Annotated in this window: 14 protein-coding genes and 2 pseudogenes; 9 read left to right on the forward strand and 7 right to left on the reverse strand. The window is 48.5% G+C overall.

From position 1 onward, the window contains the following. The first annotated feature begins 180 nt into the window (after positions 1-180). Positions 181-1184 (forward strand): annotated as a pseudogene (locus BS640_RS18105) (IS110 family RNA-guided transposase). A 244-nt stretch (positions 1185-1428) separates the two neighbouring features. Continuing rightward, a pseudogene (locus tag BS640_RS18110) lies at positions 1429-2129 on the forward strand (IS6 family transposase). 247 nt (positions 2130-2376) lie between these two features. Here BS640_RS18110 and BS640_RS18125 read toward each other — a convergent pair. Both BS640_RS18125 and BS640_RS18130 read right to left on the reverse strand, forming a co-directional pair. Continuing rightward, on the reverse strand, positions 2377-2736 hold the full coding sequence (locus tag BS640_RS18125; RefSeq protein ID WP_017490100.1) for a hypothetical protein: 360 nt from the start codon (positions 2734-2736) through the stop codon (positions 2377-2379). A 169-nt stretch (positions 2737-2905) separates the two neighbouring features. After that, entirely contained in the window at positions 2906-3694 is a 789-nt protein-coding gene (locus BS640_RS18130; RefSeq protein ID WP_084913046.1) for a MipA/OmpV family protein, read from the reverse strand. A 127-nt stretch (positions 3695-3821) separates the two neighbouring features. Between BS640_RS18130 and BS640_RS18135 the strand changes: the two genes are divergently transcribed. The 5 genes from BS640_RS18135 to BS640_RS18155 all read left to right on the forward strand — a co-directional run bounded on the left by BS640_RS18135 (position 3822) and on the right by BS640_RS18155 (position 10758). Further along, positions 3822-4523: a response regulator gene (locus BS640_RS18135; RefSeq protein WP_017490102.1), complete on the forward strand. Its 702-nt coding sequence runs from the start codon at positions 3822-3824 to the stop codon at positions 4521-4523. Continuing rightward, positions 4520-5692 carry a sensor histidine kinase gene (locus BS640_RS18140; RefSeq protein ID WP_026110286.1) on the forward strand — a complete coding sequence of 391 codons (1173 nt, stop codon included), beginning with the start codon at positions 4520-4522 and terminating at the stop codon, positions 5690-5692. The genes BS640_RS18135 and BS640_RS18140 overlap by 4 nt, the downstream gene beginning before the upstream one ends. A 99-nt stretch (positions 5693-5791) precedes the next feature. Next, complete coding sequence (locus BS640_RS18145; RefSeq protein ID WP_084913047.1) at positions 5792-6934, forward strand: efflux RND transporter periplasmic adaptor subunit; 1143 nt, start codon at positions 5792-5794, stop codon at positions 6932-6934. Further along, positions 6931-10005, forward strand: coding sequence for an efflux RND transporter permease subunit (locus BS640_RS18150; RefSeq protein WP_084913048.1), 3075 nt, complete (start codon positions 6931-6933; stop codon positions 10003-10005). Before BS640_RS18145 ends, BS640_RS18150 begins: the two co-directional genes overlap by 4 nt. 261 nt (positions 10006-10266) lie before the next feature. Beyond that, entirely contained in the window at positions 10267-10758 is a 492-nt protein-coding gene (locus tag BS640_RS18155; RefSeq protein WP_084913049.1) for a hypothetical protein, read from the forward strand. 184 nt (positions 10759-10942) lie between these two features. Here the strand turns inward: BS640_RS18155 and BS640_RS18160 are convergent, their stop codons facing one another. The 5 genes from BS640_RS18160 to pdxR form a co-directional block, all read right to left on the reverse strand. After that, the gene (locus BS640_RS18160) at positions 10943-11578 is read right to left on the reverse strand and encodes a DUF421 domain-containing protein (protein ID WP_084913050.1); all 636 of its coding nucleotides are present in this window, start codon (positions 11576-11578) and stop codon (positions 10943-10945) included. Between the two features lie 11 nt (positions 11579-11589). Continuing rightward, a complete protein-coding gene (locus BS640_RS18165) occupies positions 11590-12033 on the reverse strand; it encodes a DUF3290 domain-containing protein (protein ID WP_084913051.1) in 444 nt (147 codons plus the stop codon). A gap of 242 nt (positions 12034-12275) precedes the next feature. Then, positions 12276-13274 (reverse strand): trans-3-hydroxy-L-proline dehydratase, encoded by a 999-nt coding sequence (lhpH, locus tag BS640_RS18170; RefSeq protein WP_017490109.1) that lies wholly within the window; start codon positions 13272-13274, stop codon positions 12276-12278. A gap of 172 nt (positions 13275-13446) precedes the next feature. Continuing rightward, the gene (locus BS640_RS18175; RefSeq protein ID WP_017490110.1) at positions 13447-14145 is read right to left on the reverse strand and encodes an RluA family pseudouridine synthase; all 699 of its coding nucleotides are present in this window, start codon (positions 14143-14145) and stop codon (positions 13447-13449) included. Between the two features lie 242 nt (positions 14146-14387). After that, positions 14388-15902, reverse strand: a complete 1515-nt coding sequence (gene pdxR, locus BS640_RS18180; protein WP_026110287.1) for a MocR-like pyridoxine biosynthesis transcription factor PdxR — start codon at positions 15900-15902, stop codon at positions 14388-14390. A gap of 109 nt (positions 15903-16011) precedes the next feature. Between pdxR and gabT the strand changes: the two genes are divergently transcribed. Both gabT and gabP read left to right on the forward strand, forming a co-directional pair. Then, on the forward strand, positions 16012-17274 hold the full coding sequence (gabT, locus tag BS640_RS18185) for a 4-aminobutyrate--2-oxoglutarate transaminase (RefSeq protein ID WP_084913052.1): 1263 nt from the start codon (positions 16012-16014) through the stop codon (positions 17272-17274). Between the two features lie 95 nt (positions 17275-17369). Then, positions 17370-18770 carry a GABA permease gene (gabP, locus tag BS640_RS18190; protein ID WP_026110288.1) on the forward strand — a complete coding sequence of 467 codons (1401 nt, stop codon included), beginning with the start codon at positions 17370-17372 and terminating at the stop codon, positions 18768-18770. Positions 18771-18855: the final 85 nt, after the last annotated feature.

Below are 18855 nucleotides of genomic sequence, written 5' to 3' on the forward strand. Positions count from 1 at the left end.
ATATTAGAATGTGGCCTGCTGTCTTATTTAGCTTATGAATTTTTGGTATGTCCGGTCTTCGCTCAAAGCTGCCGGTCATGGCTGCTAAAGAAACTGTCTTAGCGTAGGATATTTAATGAGATGGTCACTCCCTCCTTCCCGGTACTATGCTGAGGATAGGCTTTCATTCGGAGAACTATCATGGAAAACATTGCGCTCATTGGTATCGATCTGGGTAAAAACTCTTTCCATATTCATTGCCAAGATCGTCGCGGCAAGGCTGTTTACCGTAAAAAATTTACCCGGCCAAAGTTAATCGAATTTTTGGCGACATGCCCCGCTACAACCATCGCAATGGAAGCCTGTGGCGGCTCTCACTTTATGGCACGCAAGTTGGAAAAGTTGGGGCATTTTCCAAAGCTGATATCACCACAATTTGTCCGTCCATTCGTTAAAAGTTACAAAAACGACTTTGTCGACGCCGAAGCTATTTGTGAAGCTGCATCGCGTCCGTCTATGCGTTTTGTACAACCTAGAACGGAATCTCAGCAGGCAATGCGGGCTCTGCATCGTATCCGTGAATCCTTGGTTCAGGATAAGGTAAAAACAACCAATCAGATGCATGCTTTCTGCTGGAATTTGGCATTAGCGTTCCACGAGGAGCTGCCGTTATTAGCCGACTGAGTACCATTCTTGAAGACAATAGTTTGCCTCTTTACCTCAGCCAGTTATTGCTGAAATTACAACAGCATTATCAATATCTTGTTGAGCAGATTAAAGATTTGGAATCCCAGTTGAAACGAAAGTTGGACGAAGATGAGATTGGACAGCGCTTGCTGAGCATTCCCTGCGTCGGAACACTGACAGCGAGTACTATTTCAACTGAGATTGGCGACGGGAAGCAGTACGCCTGCAGTCGTGACTTTGCGGCGGCAACAGGGCTAGTGCCTCGACAGTACAGCACGGGAGGTCGGACGACATTGCTGGGAATTAGTAAGCGAGGTAACAAAAAGATCCGAACTTTGTTAGTTCAATGTGCCAGGGTATTCATACAAAAACTGGAACACCAGTCTGGCAAATTGGCCGATTGGGTTAGGGATTTACTGTGTAGGAAAAGCAACTTTGTCGTCACTTGTGCTCTGGCAAACAAGCTGGCCAGAATAGCCGGGGCCCTAACGGCACGACAGCAAACTTATGTAGCATAACGGCAGAAATACACCGGTTTAAAGAATCACTGATCTGGTTTTGCGAATACTGATATTGATGATACTAACGGCCCACCGGTCTGTTGAGGAACCTGTAAAACGGAAAGGCTCATTGAAGCCGTATATTTTCTGGAGGTTCATCAGGCGCGGAACTCATCGAGGCGCGGGAATAAAATCCCATTCAGACGCCGGATAGATTCAAGCAAGCCAATTTATCGTCAAAATCGGTGTTGCAAAAACGGGAGTGACCATAGATTCGTTTTCCAAGCGGACCCCTATTATCCTGTGGGCCGTCCGCTGGTACTGCAAATATGGCATCAGTTATCGTGAGCCGCAGGAGATGCTCGCTGAGCGAGGGGGAAATGTCGATCACACCATGATTTATCGCTGGGTTCAGCCTTATGCACCTGAGATGGAAAAGCGGCTGCGCGGGTACTGGCGTTAGCCTTCCGTTTTTGGCTCATGGCATCTCGATGAAACCTACGTGAAGGTCAACGGACGCTGGGCTTATTTGTACCGCGCGGTCGACAGCAGGGCTGCACCATTGATTTTTACCTGTCTTCACGTCGTAACATCAAAGCCGCATATCGCTTTATGGGTAAACTTCTGAATAATACGAAGCGCTGGCAAATTCCACGGTTGATCAACACGGATAAAACCCCGGCGTATGGGCGGGCGCTGGCATTGCTGAAGCGGGAAGGTAAATGTCCGCAGCATGTGCAGCACCGGCAGATAAAGTACCGGAATAATATAATCGAGTGCGATCGTGGCAAACTGAAATGGCTAATCAACGCCACGCTGGGCTTCAAGTCAATGAAGACGGCTTACGCCACAATCAAAGGGATTGAAGTGATGTGAGCGCTAAGGAAAGGTCAGGCAGAATCATTTTATTTTGGGTATCCCCTTGGCGAGATGCGTCTGGTGAGCAGAATCTTTGAAAGATAAGACCTTTTAATAATACGAAAGGCTAATTCATCAATAACTTTGCAACAGTGCCCAAAACATCACCTTAACGTACAATAATTTTCGATATCCAAACTGCCCCCTAAATGGCCAGCTTCGAGGCGGAACTCGGGGCTGAAATAACGTCTGTTATTTCTGGTCATAATGTCACCTGTTTTGTCTATGAGGTGATGACATCACCTCTGTTCAGGTGGCCAAATTCACTATGCCACTACAATTATTATAAATTCTATTTGTTAATTAAAGAGAATGACTCTACGTTTTCATTTTGAGCGCTGAGTTTTGCTAAGTCTATTGTTTCAAAAACTATATCTGCCAATCCTAGCAAATCTTCTGAAGAGTTTTTTGAAATAACATCATTGTTATTTAAGTTATAATCAGATGATAAAGTATAGGAGCCTCTTAACGGATCATGCGTAATAACATGCAACGTTGCTCCAAGTGTTTGCAGAGCTTCCACGGCAAAAGATAATATCTCCGTTGGAGAGTCTTCATTTTGTAAAATGATAACACGCTTGGTGTTATCAACTTTTGATAGTAAAAAAATATTTTTCAGTTTTGCACTTAACGTTTTGTTATCTAAGCTCATTTATTAACTCTTTGGTGTTGGGTTTAACAATTAATGCAAAAAATTCAGGGTGTGATGACAGTTAATTTATTTTTTAAGTTAAACCCTACCCTTAGACGGCAGAGCTTACCGATATTATAAATTTCCAGAGTCAATAAATAGTCAAGGTTTAATCAAGATTGTGTCAAGACTAAAAGTTATAGATAAATGCAATTGTCGATGAGACCTGGTTGGGTTTGAACACAATCGGGCTGTCTTTTGCGTGTTTATCCAGACGAGTGTATTCGATGCTTGCTGCAGTGCTCCAGTGCGGGGTGAATTGATGGCTCCAGGTAAGAGTACTATCCACACCATAGAATCCACTGCTTGCCTGATATTGAGCATATCCAGAGTGAAAGCTTTGATCGCGACTCACGCCATAAAAGGTATTCATATATCGGCTATCGCCAAATAATGCAGCACCTTGGAAAGCAACAGTATTTGTTTCATTTTGTATGGGGAGAAGAGTTATTGACGTTTGGTATTTCACACCCTGTCCATCGCTGAGAGGCAAGATGGTTTTTCCCTCCAATGAAAGCCAGGGTGTAACGGCCCAACCCACAGCCACGACGGTATTGACTGTCGCATTGATATTTCCCATCCCCTTCAATCTATCTGAACCATCTCGCCAGTTGGAATTGCTGTCAGAACGGCCAAGGCTATATCCAAGGGTATGTTCTAGATATAACCCGCTGTCGCTTTGCAGGTCATATCCCACTCCCTTTTGCGAATCAAAGAAAAAAGCACCATCGCGTGCCTGAACAACAGGAGCAAATTGCCAATGTTTATTTTCAGAACCGCTGTAGCGAGGGGAATTTTGCATCGCCAGGCCAAGATTTAAGCTCTGCTGACTAGCAGCGTTGGTGTCCGCTAATGTGTTTGTTACGTTTCCTGCAAATAAAAAACAGGTAATGTGAAGGAGTAGTTTTCTGGTTATCATTATAAAACCTCGTCACTCATGACTCGCAAATCAAAGCGGATTACGGCCGCGTATGAAACTCAGAGTATGAAGAGGCAGTATCAATGTACTGTCAGGGAATTATCGAGAAACAGTCAAGGTAGTAAATATGCAAAATAAGCGGATCCTGATTATCGAAGATGATGTTGATGCGGCCAATGTTCTGGAAGCATATTTAATACGAGAAATGTACGAAGTAACAGTTGTCGGGGATGGTCTCTCGGGGCTTGATATGGCACTGCGCTGGAAACCCGATCTTATTTTACTGGATGTGATGCTGCCGGGGATGAGTGGGACGGAAGTATTGGCGTCAGTGCGCCGTAAAAATAATACCCCGGTTATCATGGTAACTGCCATGGGAGATCTGCCGGATAAAATTGGTGCGCTTCGTTATGGGGCGGATGATTATGTAGTCAAACCTTATAACCCTGGTGAAGTTGTCGCGCGAGTACAAGCCGTGCTGCGCAGGACTTCGGGCAATGCTCAAGGCCAGGAGCAGGTGGTTTTGCGCTGGCAGAATTTAGAAGTCGATGTCATAGCCTTGACCGCAAGCATTAACGGTGAGCAAGAGAGCAAATCGTATCTCAATTTAACACCCACAGAATTCAGTATCCTGTCTACTTTGATGAGTTCTGCAACACGGGCTTTTTCACGACAGTATCTTTTAGAAAATTGTCTGCCTGAGAGCGAGGCGTTAGAGCGCGTGGTGGATACACACGTTTATAACCTGCGTAAGAAACTGGAGTCAGCAGGCATTAGTCATGTGCTGGTCAATGTGCGCAGTGTCGGTTACCGGTTCAGACAACCATGAACAGCCGACATCAATCTCTATGGCGCTGGATTTGTGTGCGTATCCTGCTGCTTGCCATTGGCTCTGTGTGCCTTATTGCCCTGTGCATGTGGTCTAGATTCGCGCTGGTTGAGCTGTTGCGAGTGCATGAAATGCCTTCTTCAGTCAGTGCAGAGTTTAAAATACTGCTTCTGAATCCTGAAATTAATCCTCAACGTTTTCATCAAATTGTAGATAAATGGTGGGGTATACGTTTTTCGGATCCCTCGATTGCTTCCGCCGACTGGATCACCGTTGGAATTTTGGTCGTTGTGACGATCCCATTTATTGTTTTTTTTGGGCTGCGATCTGCTCTGCCGCTCTCTTTACAATTTAGTCGCTTGGCTTCGTCCGCACGTGAAGTGGCCAGAGGTGACTTTGAAACTCAGGCGGCATTGGTTAAAGGAGCGCCCTCGGAGCTGGTTCAATTCACGGAAGATTTCAATACTATGGTTCAGCAACTTTCGCGCTACGAGCGCGAGCTGCATGCCTCCCATGTCGCGATGGCACATGAGTTGCGCTCTCCGCTCACGGCCGCGATGGGGCGACTTCAGGGAATGATCGACGGCGTATTTCAGCCAGAACCCAGGCAGCTGGAAATGGTCATGAAACAGTTAGTCAGTTTAAATCGTCTGATAGATGAACTGCACCTGCTGTCGCTGGCAGATGCCGGGGAGCTCAGCCTTGATATCTTTGAGTGGGATCTCGCCGAGCTGTTGCAGGAGCGGGTGATGTGGATAAAGCCGCAAGCTGAGACCACGGGAATGGTTATTGCTGTTCATGCACCGGCTAAGTGCCGTTTCAAAGGTGATCCATTCCGGTTGGGACAGGTGTTTACTATCTTGATGGAAAATGCCCTACGCTATGCCTCGGAAGGCGGCACCCTGGATATTTATGTAGAAAGGTTGACCGATGCGTATCAAATTTCGTTTTGTGATAAAGGGAAAGGGGTGTCTGAAGCTTTCATCCCGCTGATGTTTGAACGATTCACCAGAGCTGAAACGTCGCGCGCCCGTCATTTTGGCGGCAGTGGCCTGGGCCTGTCCATAGCCCGAGCAATCTGCGAATCTCATGGGGGCAGAATTATGGCCCAAAATGCAGAAAATGGCGGGCTAAAAGTCGTCATTCAATTTCCCGATAAGGAAAAATAAATAAAAAAGTGTCAGTCTTGACGGTCCCTTGATGAAATATAGGGGGAATCTGGACCAATGCTGGATTGAATAGCGTTATATCAATTCAGGGGCAGGGTCATGACAGACACTTTTGCAGATTTAGCTCGCCAGGCAATTAGCCATATCATTTCATCTTGTAAAATAACTCATTTTTTAATTGGGCTTATTTTGCTGTCTTTTTTAATCGGTCTGAATAGTTGTGGTGAAAAGCAGCAAAAGGTTGCTCTTTCGCCGCGGCCAGTGCGTTTTGTGATTGCACCTCAACCTACATTGTCAATTTTTCACAACCAAACCGGTGAAATTCGTGCCCACGACGAGCTTACGTTGGGATTTCGTCTTGGCGGCAGGCTGCTTACTCGACGTGTTGAGGTGGGCGACGAGGTTAAAAAGGGGGAACTACTCGCCTCCCTTGAAAGTGAAACCGGCGAAAATCAGTTCAACAGTGCTCGCGCCGATCTGCAAAGTGCCATCGTAAGCGAACAGGTGGCGGCAGCCAATCTCAGACGAATGAAAATTTTAATGCCTTCGGGGGCGATTGCACGGGTGCAGCTGGATAATGCGATGGCAGACTGGCAATCCGCTTTATCTCATCGTCAGACAAGTGAAAATGCTCTGAAAAATGCGCGGGAGAACCTGGACTGGACTCGACTCACCGCCCCTGCGCCAGGCATAATAACCCAGGTTAGCGCCTCGTCCGGGCAAGTCGTTGGCGCAGGGCAGACTGTTGTCAACTTGGCCGAAGCTACGGAGCTCGACGCAGTATTTGACCTTTCGGAGTCTCAGGTTCGGGCTCTGAAAAATGTTCAAAGCCTCAATGTTTCCCTTCTCTCCGATCCCGCCATTACAACCCATGGAATCTTAAGGGATATAAGTCCCCAGGCTGACCCTCAAACACGTACCTGGCGCGTTCGAATTTCGCTGAACAATCCCCCGCGGGCGATGGCTCTTGGCGCAAGTGTACAAGCGCCATTACCAGAAACAGGGCTCGGGGGGATTCGGCTTCCGGCTTCTTCTCTTTCCCAGTCAGGAGGGACACCGGCAGTTTTTATCGTTGATCGCAGAAATCTGCAACTTGAAATGCGTCCGGTAATTATCGGTAGATTTTCTACCCGCGAAGTTTTCATTTCGTCGGGGATCCGGCCCGGTGAAACAGTCGTAACAGCAGGAGTGAGCAAGCTACGTCAAGGGGAGAAAGTGAGCCTTGGGGAGGGCCAAGAATGAACAGTAATAGATCCAAAAGGGCATTTAATCTTTCGGCCTGGGCGCTTAACCATCAGCAAGTGGTCACATTTTTCATGCTGCTATTGTTGGCCGCGGGGAGTTGGGGGTATGAAAATCTTAATCGTAACGAAGACCCGGCGTTTACTATAAAGACTGCTGTAGTTTCGGCTCAGTGGCCTGGAGCCAATGTTCATGACACCGTTAATCTTGTCACCGATGTGCTGGAGAAGAAGTTACAAGAAATTCCTCACCTTGATTATGTCGAAAGCAACACGCGGGCAGGGCAGTCAGTTATATTTGTTTATTTGCGAGAGGACACTCCGCCAGCCTCCGTACCCGATATCTGGTATCAGGTGCGCAAAAAAATGCAGGATATTTCTTCCTCGCTCCCTGCCGGTGTCCTGGCACCTACCGTCAACGATGAGTTTGACGACACTTTCGGCACAATTTATGGGTTTACTGCGGAGGGTTTTACAGAAAGAGAATTGCGCGACAGAGTGGAGGCCATTCAACGCAGTCTGATGTCATTGCCCAATATAGGGAAAATCAGTCTACTGGGTGTGCAAGAAGAACAAATGGTCGTTGCTTTTTCACCGGGCCAGCTTGCGGGAATGGGGATCACCCTGCAACAAATCTCTGATGCCTTGAAGCAACAAAACGCAGTAGTACCCAGCGGCACGCTGCGCGGCGATCGTGAAAACATTACGTTCCATGTGAGCGGGGCGCTGAGTACGCAGCAAAGCCTGAAAGAGATAACGTTGCATGTTGACGGGCGTTACATCCCCTTAACTGATATTGCCTCGATTAGCCGGCAGGTTGCCGAGCCGCCGTCTCCGGCCTTCAGAGTTAACGGGCATCCTGCGATTGGCATGGCAATCTCAATGGCCAAAACGGGCAATATGCTCAGTTTTGGCCGTGAGCTCAACCTGCGAATGAACGCTATTCGACATGCCCTTCCTCACGGTATCGAGATGACTACGGTTGCCGACCAGTCCGCTGTTGTAAAGCAGGCGGTAAACGGATTCATTAGAGTGTTGGTAGAAGCCGTTATTATCGTTTTGGCTGTCTCTTTTATATCTTTGGGAACTCGGGCCGGGCTCGTCGTTGCCACGGCTATTCCATTGGTACTGGCCATAACGTTTATTGGCATGATGCTAACAGGGATTGGGCTCCAGCGTATTTCACTGGGGGCACTGATTATCGCGCTGGGACTCATGGTTGATGACGCGATGATCACTGTTGAGGCAATGATTTCCAGAATGGAGGCAGGAGATAGCCGCTGGCACGCGGCGACTTACGCCTTTGAGACTACCGCCTTTCCCATGCTGACCGGTACGCTTGTAATGATTGCCGGATTTATTCCAGTGGGTTTTGCTGCATCCAGCGCGGGTGAGTATTGCTTTTCACTGTTTGCCGTAGTTCTGATTTCACTTTTAAGTTCCTGGGCCGTTGCGGTTTTATTTTCGCCCTTAATCGGCACTTGGATCTTATCGCCAAAAATAAAATCACACAGTGGCTCCCCCGGAAGACTGCTTCATTTTTATCAACGAATAGTAGACGCCACTTTGGCTCACCGTGGCCTGACTCTTTTCATTGCCGTTTTTCTGCTCGGGCTATCAGCTTATGGCACCACCTTTATGCAGGGGGAGTTCTTTCCAGCCTCCGACAGGCCAGAACTGCTGGTGAGCCTGACGCTTCCTGCCAATGCATCGCAGGTAGAAACATCCAGGCAAACAAGCAGATTGGAAGATTGGCTGAAGAAGAATCGATACGTTGATCACTTCTCAAGCTATGTCGGTTCTGGGGCTGTAAGATTCTATTTACCCATGGAGGTTTTACTGGATAATGAAAATACATCCCAGCTAGTCGTTGTAGCTAGAAACCTGAAAGACAGAGACAGGCTTCAGCAGCAGTTAAATTCACATCTTGCTCTAGATTTCAGAGATATCACGACGCGAGTGTCGCCGCTTGAACTTGGGCCACCCGTTGGATGGCCGCTTAAATATCGCATCAGTGGACCAGACTACAACGAGGTTCGCCAGCTAGCACAGCATCTTGAGGCTATCGTAGGCAACAGTAACTTGACGCGAGAGGTGAATCTTACTGCCGGAGAACCCGAGCGTGTCGTCACGCTTGAGGTTAATCAAACGGCTGCCCGTGCCGCCGGTGTATCTTCCGAGAGCCTGTCGGAGGTGCTAAATACTGTTTGGTCAGGAAGCGTGGTGACTACCCTGCGTGATAACAATAGGTTAATTGACGTGGTATTAAGATCCAATGACCATGAGAGACTCGATTTGGATACGCTTGCCAATCTGAAGGTAACATCGACCAACGGGGGCAAAGTCCCAATAAGTCAGGTGGCAACGTTGAGATGGGGCGTGAGTGACCCGATTATCTGGCGCAGGCAGCGATTGCCTTTCATCACAGTGCAAACCGACTTGGCACCTGGTATGCAAGCCGAGTCGGTTTCAAAGCAACTCTCTCCTATGGTAGACAAACTGCGCCGTTCGCTTCCTGAAGGCTATAACATTGAAGAGGGAGGCACTGTTGCTGAATCAGCCAAAGGGAACAATTCAGTTTACGCAGTGTTGCCAATAACTTTATTCGTCATGCTGGTATTGCTAATGATTCAACTGCAAAGTATTTCCCGCATGCTTGTCGCTTTGCTTATGGCTCCCTTTGCCCTAATTGGCATCGTGCTTGCGATGCTACCCAGCGGAACGCCGATGGGTTTTGTGGCTTTGTTGGGTATCATTGCATTGTCAGGGATGATTATTCGCAATGCCGTTATTCTTATTAGTGAGGTCGACAGTAATTTCCGTGAAGGGATGGCGCAACAAAACGCAATCGTCAGCGCTGCCCTTCACCGTTCGCGGCCGATTCTGTTGACTGCTTCAGCGGCAATTTTAGGGATGATCCCTATCTCGGAGCAGGTTTTTTGGGGGCCAATGGCCTACGCCATCATCGGAGGCTTGTTTGTTGCCACGCTCATTACACTGACTGTGTTGCCTGCATCAATAAGTGTCGTTATGGAAGTTGAGCTGAAATGGAAAAATAAACACGCTGACTAAAGTATGAAATAGTATCCAGAGTGCCAGACTTAATAATAATGGCACTGTTGCAAAGTTATTGATGAGTTAGCCTTTCGTGTTATTGAAAAGTCTTATCTTTCAATGATTCTGCTCACCAGGCGCATCGCGTCCGTTGACCTTTACGTAGGTTTCATCGAGATGCCATGAGCCAGAAGCGGACTAAGGTAGTACCGTATTTACATAAAGAGTATTGTTTAAAATCAATCGATTTGATGAGTTAACTTCTCAAGGATTAAAATAATGCCACTGCCGGAAAGAATGAGACCAGGCAAAGTCAGTAGTAATAAAATTAATGAACTTTCAAAAAGTGCTGAAATGATACTTTCTAAAATTGATGGAGGCTCTGTTCAAGAAGATCCCATATTAGTAACCATGATGGGCGAATGGAACAACCAGGTTGTATATCCCTATACTTTTTCTGATTTCAGAGATTTTTCCTCCTGGACCCGTGCCAGGGAATTTACCAGGATGGCCTTTAATCTGGAGAGGTTTTACCCAGACTATACCTGGAGCGAATTGATTCAAACAATCAAATTTATATGTGACTCCGAGGGCAAAGAATCCGAACAAAACTTTGCTCTTTCATTACTTGAGAGGAATTTTAACGGTAATCCATCTGATCTTATTTTTTGGCCAGATAGTTGGTTCCAGAATCCTGAGATGTTACATGTTGATCTCAGTGTTGACGAGATTGCTGGGTACTTGATGGCTATACATCAAAATGACGAGTAAGAGCCGACGTCCGCTCCTCGCTCACAGCAGCCCTTGTGCGTTGCCTTGGGCCGCTTTTTGCAAAAAGTGGACGTTGCTATCACCTCAATGTATTAATCATTGGATGCAAATCATACCTAAGGTTAGAAAATGAGTCGTACTAACAATGCCATTAGCAACCTCACATCAACTTTCAATCCGACGGTTATCTTGTATATCCGTACAAATTAATCCGGCCAGACAAATATTCACCTAAATAGACTTCACTAATTTTATTGAAGCCTTGCTCTGCGATTTTAGATTCTAACCACTCTCTGTCTTTATTAATTATCTCAAGCAAGTCATGGTTTGCTAATCCATCCACTATTATCGGATAACGAATGTTCTCATCGCCACTTTGAATAATAGTTAACTGCCCATTTTGCTCAAGCACTACGCGCTTGAGTTGTTCAACTTCATATATACCGTTAGCTCTTAATTTAAACATTAAATCATGGGCCGAAACGCCATTCCTTAAACACTCTTTAACATCTACACTGCCGTTGTGCACTAATGTAATCGGTTTCCCATCAATAATATGCTTAAGAAAACGGTTATTTTCCTTTAAAAACTTGAGAATGAAAACCAGCAATGTCCAGATGATTAACACCAGTACAAATTGCAGCACAGTTATCGATTCATTATAGATAACGCCACCGATAATTCCGCCTAATACGTAGTTTTGAACCTGATCCATTGCAGAGGATGGGGCTAAGTTTCCTTTCCCCATCAGATTTATTTGTACAATCAGGCAAAGTATTCCTAGCCCTAATTTTATTATTATCGGTGTATAGATAGGCATGTAGTCCCTCGTTATTTTATAATGGTAATGTCCGGGTTAATTAACCCGATCCTGACTAAGCTGTAAGTGTTTTGATCTGCGCTTAAATTTACGCGATAATAGTTATCATTAATCTTAACAATCACACCATCAGATAATTGCACTGAACTGGAAAGGATAGCATCAACCCCTACATTCTTTTCCCTGGCGAGGAGTTTTACAAAATTAACCATTTGCGATGATTGAGAGTGTATATTTTCACTATTTGCGTAGTCTGAGTATTGAACGCCGGAAATAAACAGCAAAAACAAGAAGGCGATAATCGTTAAGTCTCGATATTTAGTCTGTAGACGATGACGCATATACAGGCTGAATACGACAACTAAAACAAACAGAGTGCTAAAAATAATCGCATACTTGAAGTAATCATTTAAATTAGACTGCGTTTGCAGGTAGTTTATACCATAAAAATTCATGTAGTAATCATCTTGGTTGTTAAGGCTCTATTTTTTATAATTATAGTCAAGTATTGTCAATTATCTTTCTCATTTTCAATCTTTTAACAACCGTACAGAAACTGTTCTCGATTGATGAGTAAAGCCCCACGTGAATAATGTTTACGCCGGTAACTCGTCGCTAATGTATTATTGGTCGGTAAGTCTACTTCGGACAGTACGAGCTCCGGCGTCATTGTAGCGCCAGCTTTCATTGTCCCACACTACTTGACTAAAAATCCGTTTCTAAAAGGGTCGCGTGGGTCGATGAGCCATTTACAGAATCCATATAGATAAGCATTGCCCGATATCTCGGGGATGATTGCCGGAAAATCCCCGACCGTTGTTTCACCGATGACCCTTCCTCGAAAGACAGAACCTATTATTGACTCATTGACCAATATTTCGTCTCGTTGAAGCTCACCCCGTAGAAACAGCTGGGCGACTCTCCCGGCAGTCCCCGTTCCTGTAGGAGAACGGTCTACCTCACGGTCAGCAAAAATACAGCAGTTTGCCTGAGACGATCCGGCATGCCTGGGCTCACCATCAATCACTGTCCCATAGATTACGCCTTCCTCAGCGGAGTCAGGATGTTTAACCAAGAAGTTAGTATTTGCGGCATGGGTGACTTCGGCACCAAATTGCGTGAGAGCGTCAATTGAGGATTCACGTATTGGTAATCCATGCGATTTGCCGCGAGTATAAAAATAGAATACCCCCCCGTAAACGATATCGCCGATGACGTCCCCGAAGGTGGGCGTGCTGACTTTTACGTCGCGATGATAAATAAAAGACGGCGCATTAATAAAACGGACACCATTGGCATGATTGCCATCCCAATTGACGAAAGCCTCTATGACACCGCAGGGCGCATCAATACCAACACGTGTTTCCGGTAAGGTCCGTTCAACCCAACCTAGCTCTACGGCCGCGGTCGCTAATGCGATAATCCCATGACCACAGAGGTCGCTATATCCCTCGTTATGGATAAAGATTATCCCAATGTCAGCGCCGGGGGAGACCGCCTGCGTAAGATAGCCCCCGTACATATCTGCATGTCCGCGAGGTTCGAATATTAATGCCTGGCGAATATCATCAGCATATTGGCGAAACCATGTTCTGCGTTCTGCAATGCTGTCACCCTGTGCTTCCGGTAAGCCTGAAATAACGATACGAAAAGGCTCTCCAGCCGTGTGGACTTCAACCGTTTCAAGCGTAAGCATTTTATTGATATAACTCCATGTATTAAAGGAGTTAATTTAGAGGTTGTTTATTATTATCGCAACGTTACTACCGTTCTAAAATTTGGACGACTTGATGTCGGCAGGCGAGTTATTAAACCCTGAGGCAAAGCACAGTAATCCCTTCCCACTCACCCCCAGTTTAAGCAGAAAGTCAGAACGGGCTGGCTTGATGAGCTTTTATACGCTCGCCGCTGATGGGATGAATAAAATGCAGCTCGCTGGCGTGCAGCATCAGGCGAGGAGTCTGTTCGGTACCGGGCAGCAGGAGACCGCCATACAGGTCACAGCCCAAAATAGGGTGGCCCAGGTGCTGACAGTGGATGCGCAGCTGATGGGTGCGTCCGGTTTCCGGAGTCAGCTGGACCCGCGTCAATGGCAGTAATCTCCCGTCTTCCAGCGCATGATAAAAGCGTTCAACCACCCGATAACCGGAGCGAGCAGGCTTGCCATTTAGGGCGCAAATCGACATCAGCGGAAACAGCGCCGGGTCTTTAGCAATCGCCGCGTCAATGATCCCTTCGTTGTGAGCCAGATGTCCGCAGAGTAATGCGCTGTAGGTTTTGGTCACCGTGCGCTCGCTGAACTGCTGGCAAAGTGCGGCATTGATAGCCTTATTGCGGGCAATCACCATCAGTCCAGACGTCCCGAAGTCGAGGCGGTGGATCAGGGTGCAGCCGGGAAATAGCTCTACCAGCCGATAATGCACTGAATCCAGATTTTGCGGATTTTTCCCCGAGAGGCTGAGCAGCCCTGTGGGCTTATTGATGAGTACTAAGTGATCGTCCTGATAGAGAATCTCAATCTTGTCATGGCAAGGCGGGGCAATAAAAGTATCGATTATCTTGGACATCAGGCTACCGGGATGAAGAGCGGGAGCGGATGATAGCGAATTTTATACTCACTGGCGAGCCGAGCATATGAATACAGAGTCGGCCTGGGGTAGGTAATGTTGTGACCCGTTCTGATATCGGTTGATACTTTCTCTTTATCCTAACGCCTGATCAATTACATCAGGCGTTTTGTATTTAAGCGACAGATGCTGTGGCTTCTCGCTACAGATTGCGATTGATTGCGCATCCCGCCGTTAATCAGTTAACCCTCCGATTTAAGGCTTTCCGCGCGCCCGACAATCCCAAACTGAATCAAACACGCTCTGAGCACGCCGAACGCATCCTGGCACTGCCTTTCATCCACGCAGGCATAACCCAGCAGCAGTCCTCGTCGCTCTTGCAGATGCATATAATATTGCGACAGGGGCCGCACTTTTACGCCACGCTGCAACGCCAGAGCGGCAACCGCCACATCGTCACAGCCGGTAGGGAGATTGATCACCAGGTGCAAACCCGCTTCGTGATTCACCTGAGGCATAAAATCCTTGCCTAAGTAGCGTTCAATCAAGTTGGCCAAAAAGCGCCGTCGCTGGCTGTAGAGTTTACGCATACGGCGAATATGCGCCACGTAATGCCCTTTTAGAATAAATTCCGCCAGCGCACGCTGCACCAGCAGATGCCCACCACGGTAGAGCTCAGCCGCTGCCACACGGAGCGGCTGCGCTAATGCTTTTGGTACCACCAGATAACCGAGGCGCAGTGCCGGATAGAGTGTTTTACTGAAGGTGCCCATGTAAATGACCGGCGCATCAGGCTCAAAACCTTGCAGCGATGGAAAGGGTTGACCGGCAAAGCGAAATTCACTGTCATAGTCATCTTCCACTAGCCAGGTTTTATGTTTGCGCGCCAAATCCAGGAGCTGTTTTCGCCGTTCAAGACTGAGATGTACGCCAAGTGGATATTGATGTGACGGGGTGATAAAAACCATTTTTGGCACAGGAGTTCGCGGCGGCAGGTCAGGGATAATGCCCTGTTCATCCACTGACATGGCCTGAATTTTTAGCCCGTTGATGCGCAATAGGTTACGTGTTCCCCAATAACCCGGTTCTTCGATCCACGCCAGATCCCCCGGATCGCACAGCACACGGGTCACCAAATCCACGGCCTGATGAATTCCCTCGGTGATAATTATTTGGTCGGCATCGGCCCGTACTGAACGCGAAACGCTGAGATACTCCGCCAACGCCTGACGCAAATACGTGCAGCCCCCATTGCTACTGTAGATAAGCCTGTCTATATCGGGTTCTTTGTTAAGCCGCGCTTGAATTTGGCTAAAAAGTTTATGTGGAAATTGGGTGACATCGGGTGCGCCTGGCACAAAGGCACCCCACTGATACGGCGAGGCGTTTGCATGTCCCAACAAGGACGAGCCGCGCTTGGAGATGGCCGCGCTTTTGGCGACGAGGGGCAGGCTGAGAGCGTCGTTACGCGGACTATTTAAACACCTTTCCGGCAGCGTTTCGGCTACCCAGGTGCCGCTACCGGTTCGCGCCGTGACGTAACCCTGTGACATCAAATTGTCATAGACGTTAAGGACGGTATTGCGAGAAACCGACAGTTCGCGCGCTAAATCCCGCGTAGCCGGTAATCGCGTGGCACGTGGAAATATTCCCTCCACAATCGCAGCCTGCATACACGCCAACAGGCGCTGTTGCAGCGTCCCTTCCGGCAAACACCGCAAACGCTCTAATACATGATCGGCGTACAAACTCCGCAATTGGATCCCCCCTTTTCTATAGAAGTGGCTCTGGCAACAAACCTTGGCACAGGGATAAATAAGCGTGTTTGTCGTGATTTGTAAAGACTCTTATTGCTAAGGAAAAGTTATGGAAGGTAAAAACGGTCAATTGCAACAACGCAAAGATGATGCACTCCCACGCGGCACCGGAAATCTTTGCCAGTGGTATGTCGAGCAGGCAGAGAACGCGACGCTGCGTGACGTTGAGGGCAATACCTGGATTGACTTCGCGGGCGGTATCGCGGTGCTGAACACCGGCCATCGCCACCCGCGCATCGTTAAGGCGATTGTCGATCAGTTAGAAAAATTTACCCATACTGCGTTTCAGGTCACGCCTTATGAGAGCTATGTTGCGTTGGCAGAACGCATTAACAGTGTGGTGCCAATTGCCGGTAAAGCTAAAACCGCCTTCTTCTCGACCGGTGCCGAAGCGGTAGAGAATGCCGTCAAAGTGGCACGCGCAGCAACGCGCCGTCACGGCATTATTACCTTTGGCAACGCCTTCCACGGCCGCACCTTCATGACCATGGCAATGACCGGCAAAGTAGCGCCGTATAAACGCGACTTTGGTCCGATGCCTGCCTCGGTGTGGCATGCACGTTATCCGAACCCGATAACCGGTATCAGCGTTGAAGACGCACTTGCCAGCCTGCACGATATCTTTACCCAGGATATTGCACCACAGGACGTAGCCGCGATTGTGCTGGAGCCGGTGCAGGGCGAGGGTGGCTTCCACATTGCCCCGCCTGAGTTCCTGACTCGCCTGCGTAATCTGGCCGATGAGCACGGTATTCTGCTGATTGCCGACGAAGTGCAAACGGGCTTCGCTCGCACCGGAAAACTCTTTGCGATGGACCATTACGATGTCAAACCTGACCTGATAACCATGGCAAAAAGCCTCGCAGGGGGCATGCCGCTGTCGGCGGTAAGCGGTCGCGCAGAAATAATGGACGCGCCGGGTCCCGGCGGCCTTGGAGGCACTTACGCCGGAAACCCGCTGGCAATTGCGGCGGCGCATGCGGTGCTTGATGTTATTGCCGAAGAGCAGCTTTGTGCACGTTCGGTACGACTCGGATCTCAGTTGGTCGATTTCCTGAGCAGTGCGCGTGCCAACTGCTCGGCCATCACCGATATCCGCGCGTTGGGCTCGATGGTCGCCGTGGAGTTTTCACAGGCGCAAACGGCTCAGGCGATTCAGCAACAGGCAATGGCGCGTGGTTTATTGCTGTTGACCTGTGGTCCGCAGGGCAACGTGATTCGCTTCCTCTATCCGCTAACCATTCCTGATGCGCAGTTCAGCAAGGCGCTGGACATCCTCAGCGGCATATTGAAGCCATATCAGGATTCATAGGCATTCCTCAACTAACCCAGCCCGCACTGCGGTCTGGGCTAATCATCTGCTGCTGCCGGGCTGTACAGAGCACAACCCGAGAGACAATCTGGAGAATAACAATGAGTTCACAGAATGCCGATGTGCTGGCGCAAGGCCTCAAGCCGCGTCATGTACGGATGTTATCTATTGCCGGTGTGATTGGTGCCGGACTGTTTGTCGGCTCCGGCCATGCGATCGCCGAAGCAGGCCCGGCCGTGTTACTGGCTTACATCGCGGCCGGCGCACTGGTGGTATTGATTATGCGTATGTTGGCTGAAATGGCGATTGCCTCACCCGACTCCGGATCCTTCTCCTCCTACGCCGACAAATCGCTGGGACGCTGGGCCGGTTTCACTATTGGCTGGCTCTACTGGTGGTTCTGGGTGTTGGTTATTCCGCTAGAGGCCAACGCCGCAGGCACTATCTTGCACGGCTGGTTCCCGCAGGTTGCAATCTGGGAATACACGCTGGCGATCACCACATTCCTGACGGTGACTAACCTGTTTAGCGTGAAGAACTACGGTGAATTTGAGTTTTGGTTTGCACTACTGAAAGTGGTTGCCATTATCGCTTTCCTGATTGCCGGCAGTCTGGCGATATTTGGACTCATGCCGGGCAGCAGTACGCAGGGTATTTCAAATCTTTATGCGACCCACGGCTTTATGCCTAACGGCATTAGTGCGGTACTGGCAGCCATTCTAACGACCATGTTCTCATTTATGGGAACCGAAATTGTTACCATCGCCGCCGCAGAATCGCGTGAGCCGAAAAAGCAGATTACCCAAGCCACCAACTCGGTTATCTGGCGTATCTCGTTGTTCTATCTGCTGTCGATTTTCATTGTGGTTGCGCTGGTCCCCTGGAATACGCCGTCGCTGATGAAAGCCGGTTCATACCAAACAGCGATGGAAATGATGAATGTTCCGTATGCGCGCCAAATCGTCGATGTGGTGGTGCTGGTAGCCGTTTGTAGCTGCCTTAACTCCGCACTCTACACCGCATCACGCATGCTTTATTCGCTGTCACGTCGTCAGGATGCACCCGCTGCTGCTTCTCGCACCACGCGCAGTGGTACCCCGTGGGTTGCCGTTATTGCCTCCACGGCAGCCGCGTTCATTGCGGTGATTTGCAACTATCTGGCACCCGCAGCGGTCTTTGAATTCCTGCTGGCAAGTTCAGGCGCCATTGCTTTACTGGTCTATCTGGTGATTGCCGCCTCACATTTGGTGTTGCGTAAAAAACGCGAGGCGCGCGGTGAAACACTCAGTTACCGCATGTGGCTATTCCCTGGATTAACCTGGGCAACCATGGTGTTCATCGTCGGAATACTCATCTCCATGCTGTTCAACCCACAACACCGTAGTGAAATCATCGCGACCGGCCTGTTAACGCTCGCCGTACTGGTCACCAGTCGTATTGTGCATCACAAACGCTCTATGGGTAAAAACGAGGAAACTTTGGCGCTGCGTTCGTAACGCGGGATATTTCGGGCAAGGATGCCTAAAGTTTTTAGGCGTATTGATGCGATGGTTGGGATAACGCTGAGGAGAACTGCCGAGA

The organism is Rouxiella badensis, from assembly GCF_002093665.1.
Taxonomy (GTDB): domain Bacteria; phylum Pseudomonadota; class Gammaproteobacteria; order Enterobacterales; family Enterobacteriaceae; genus Rouxiella; species Rouxiella badensis.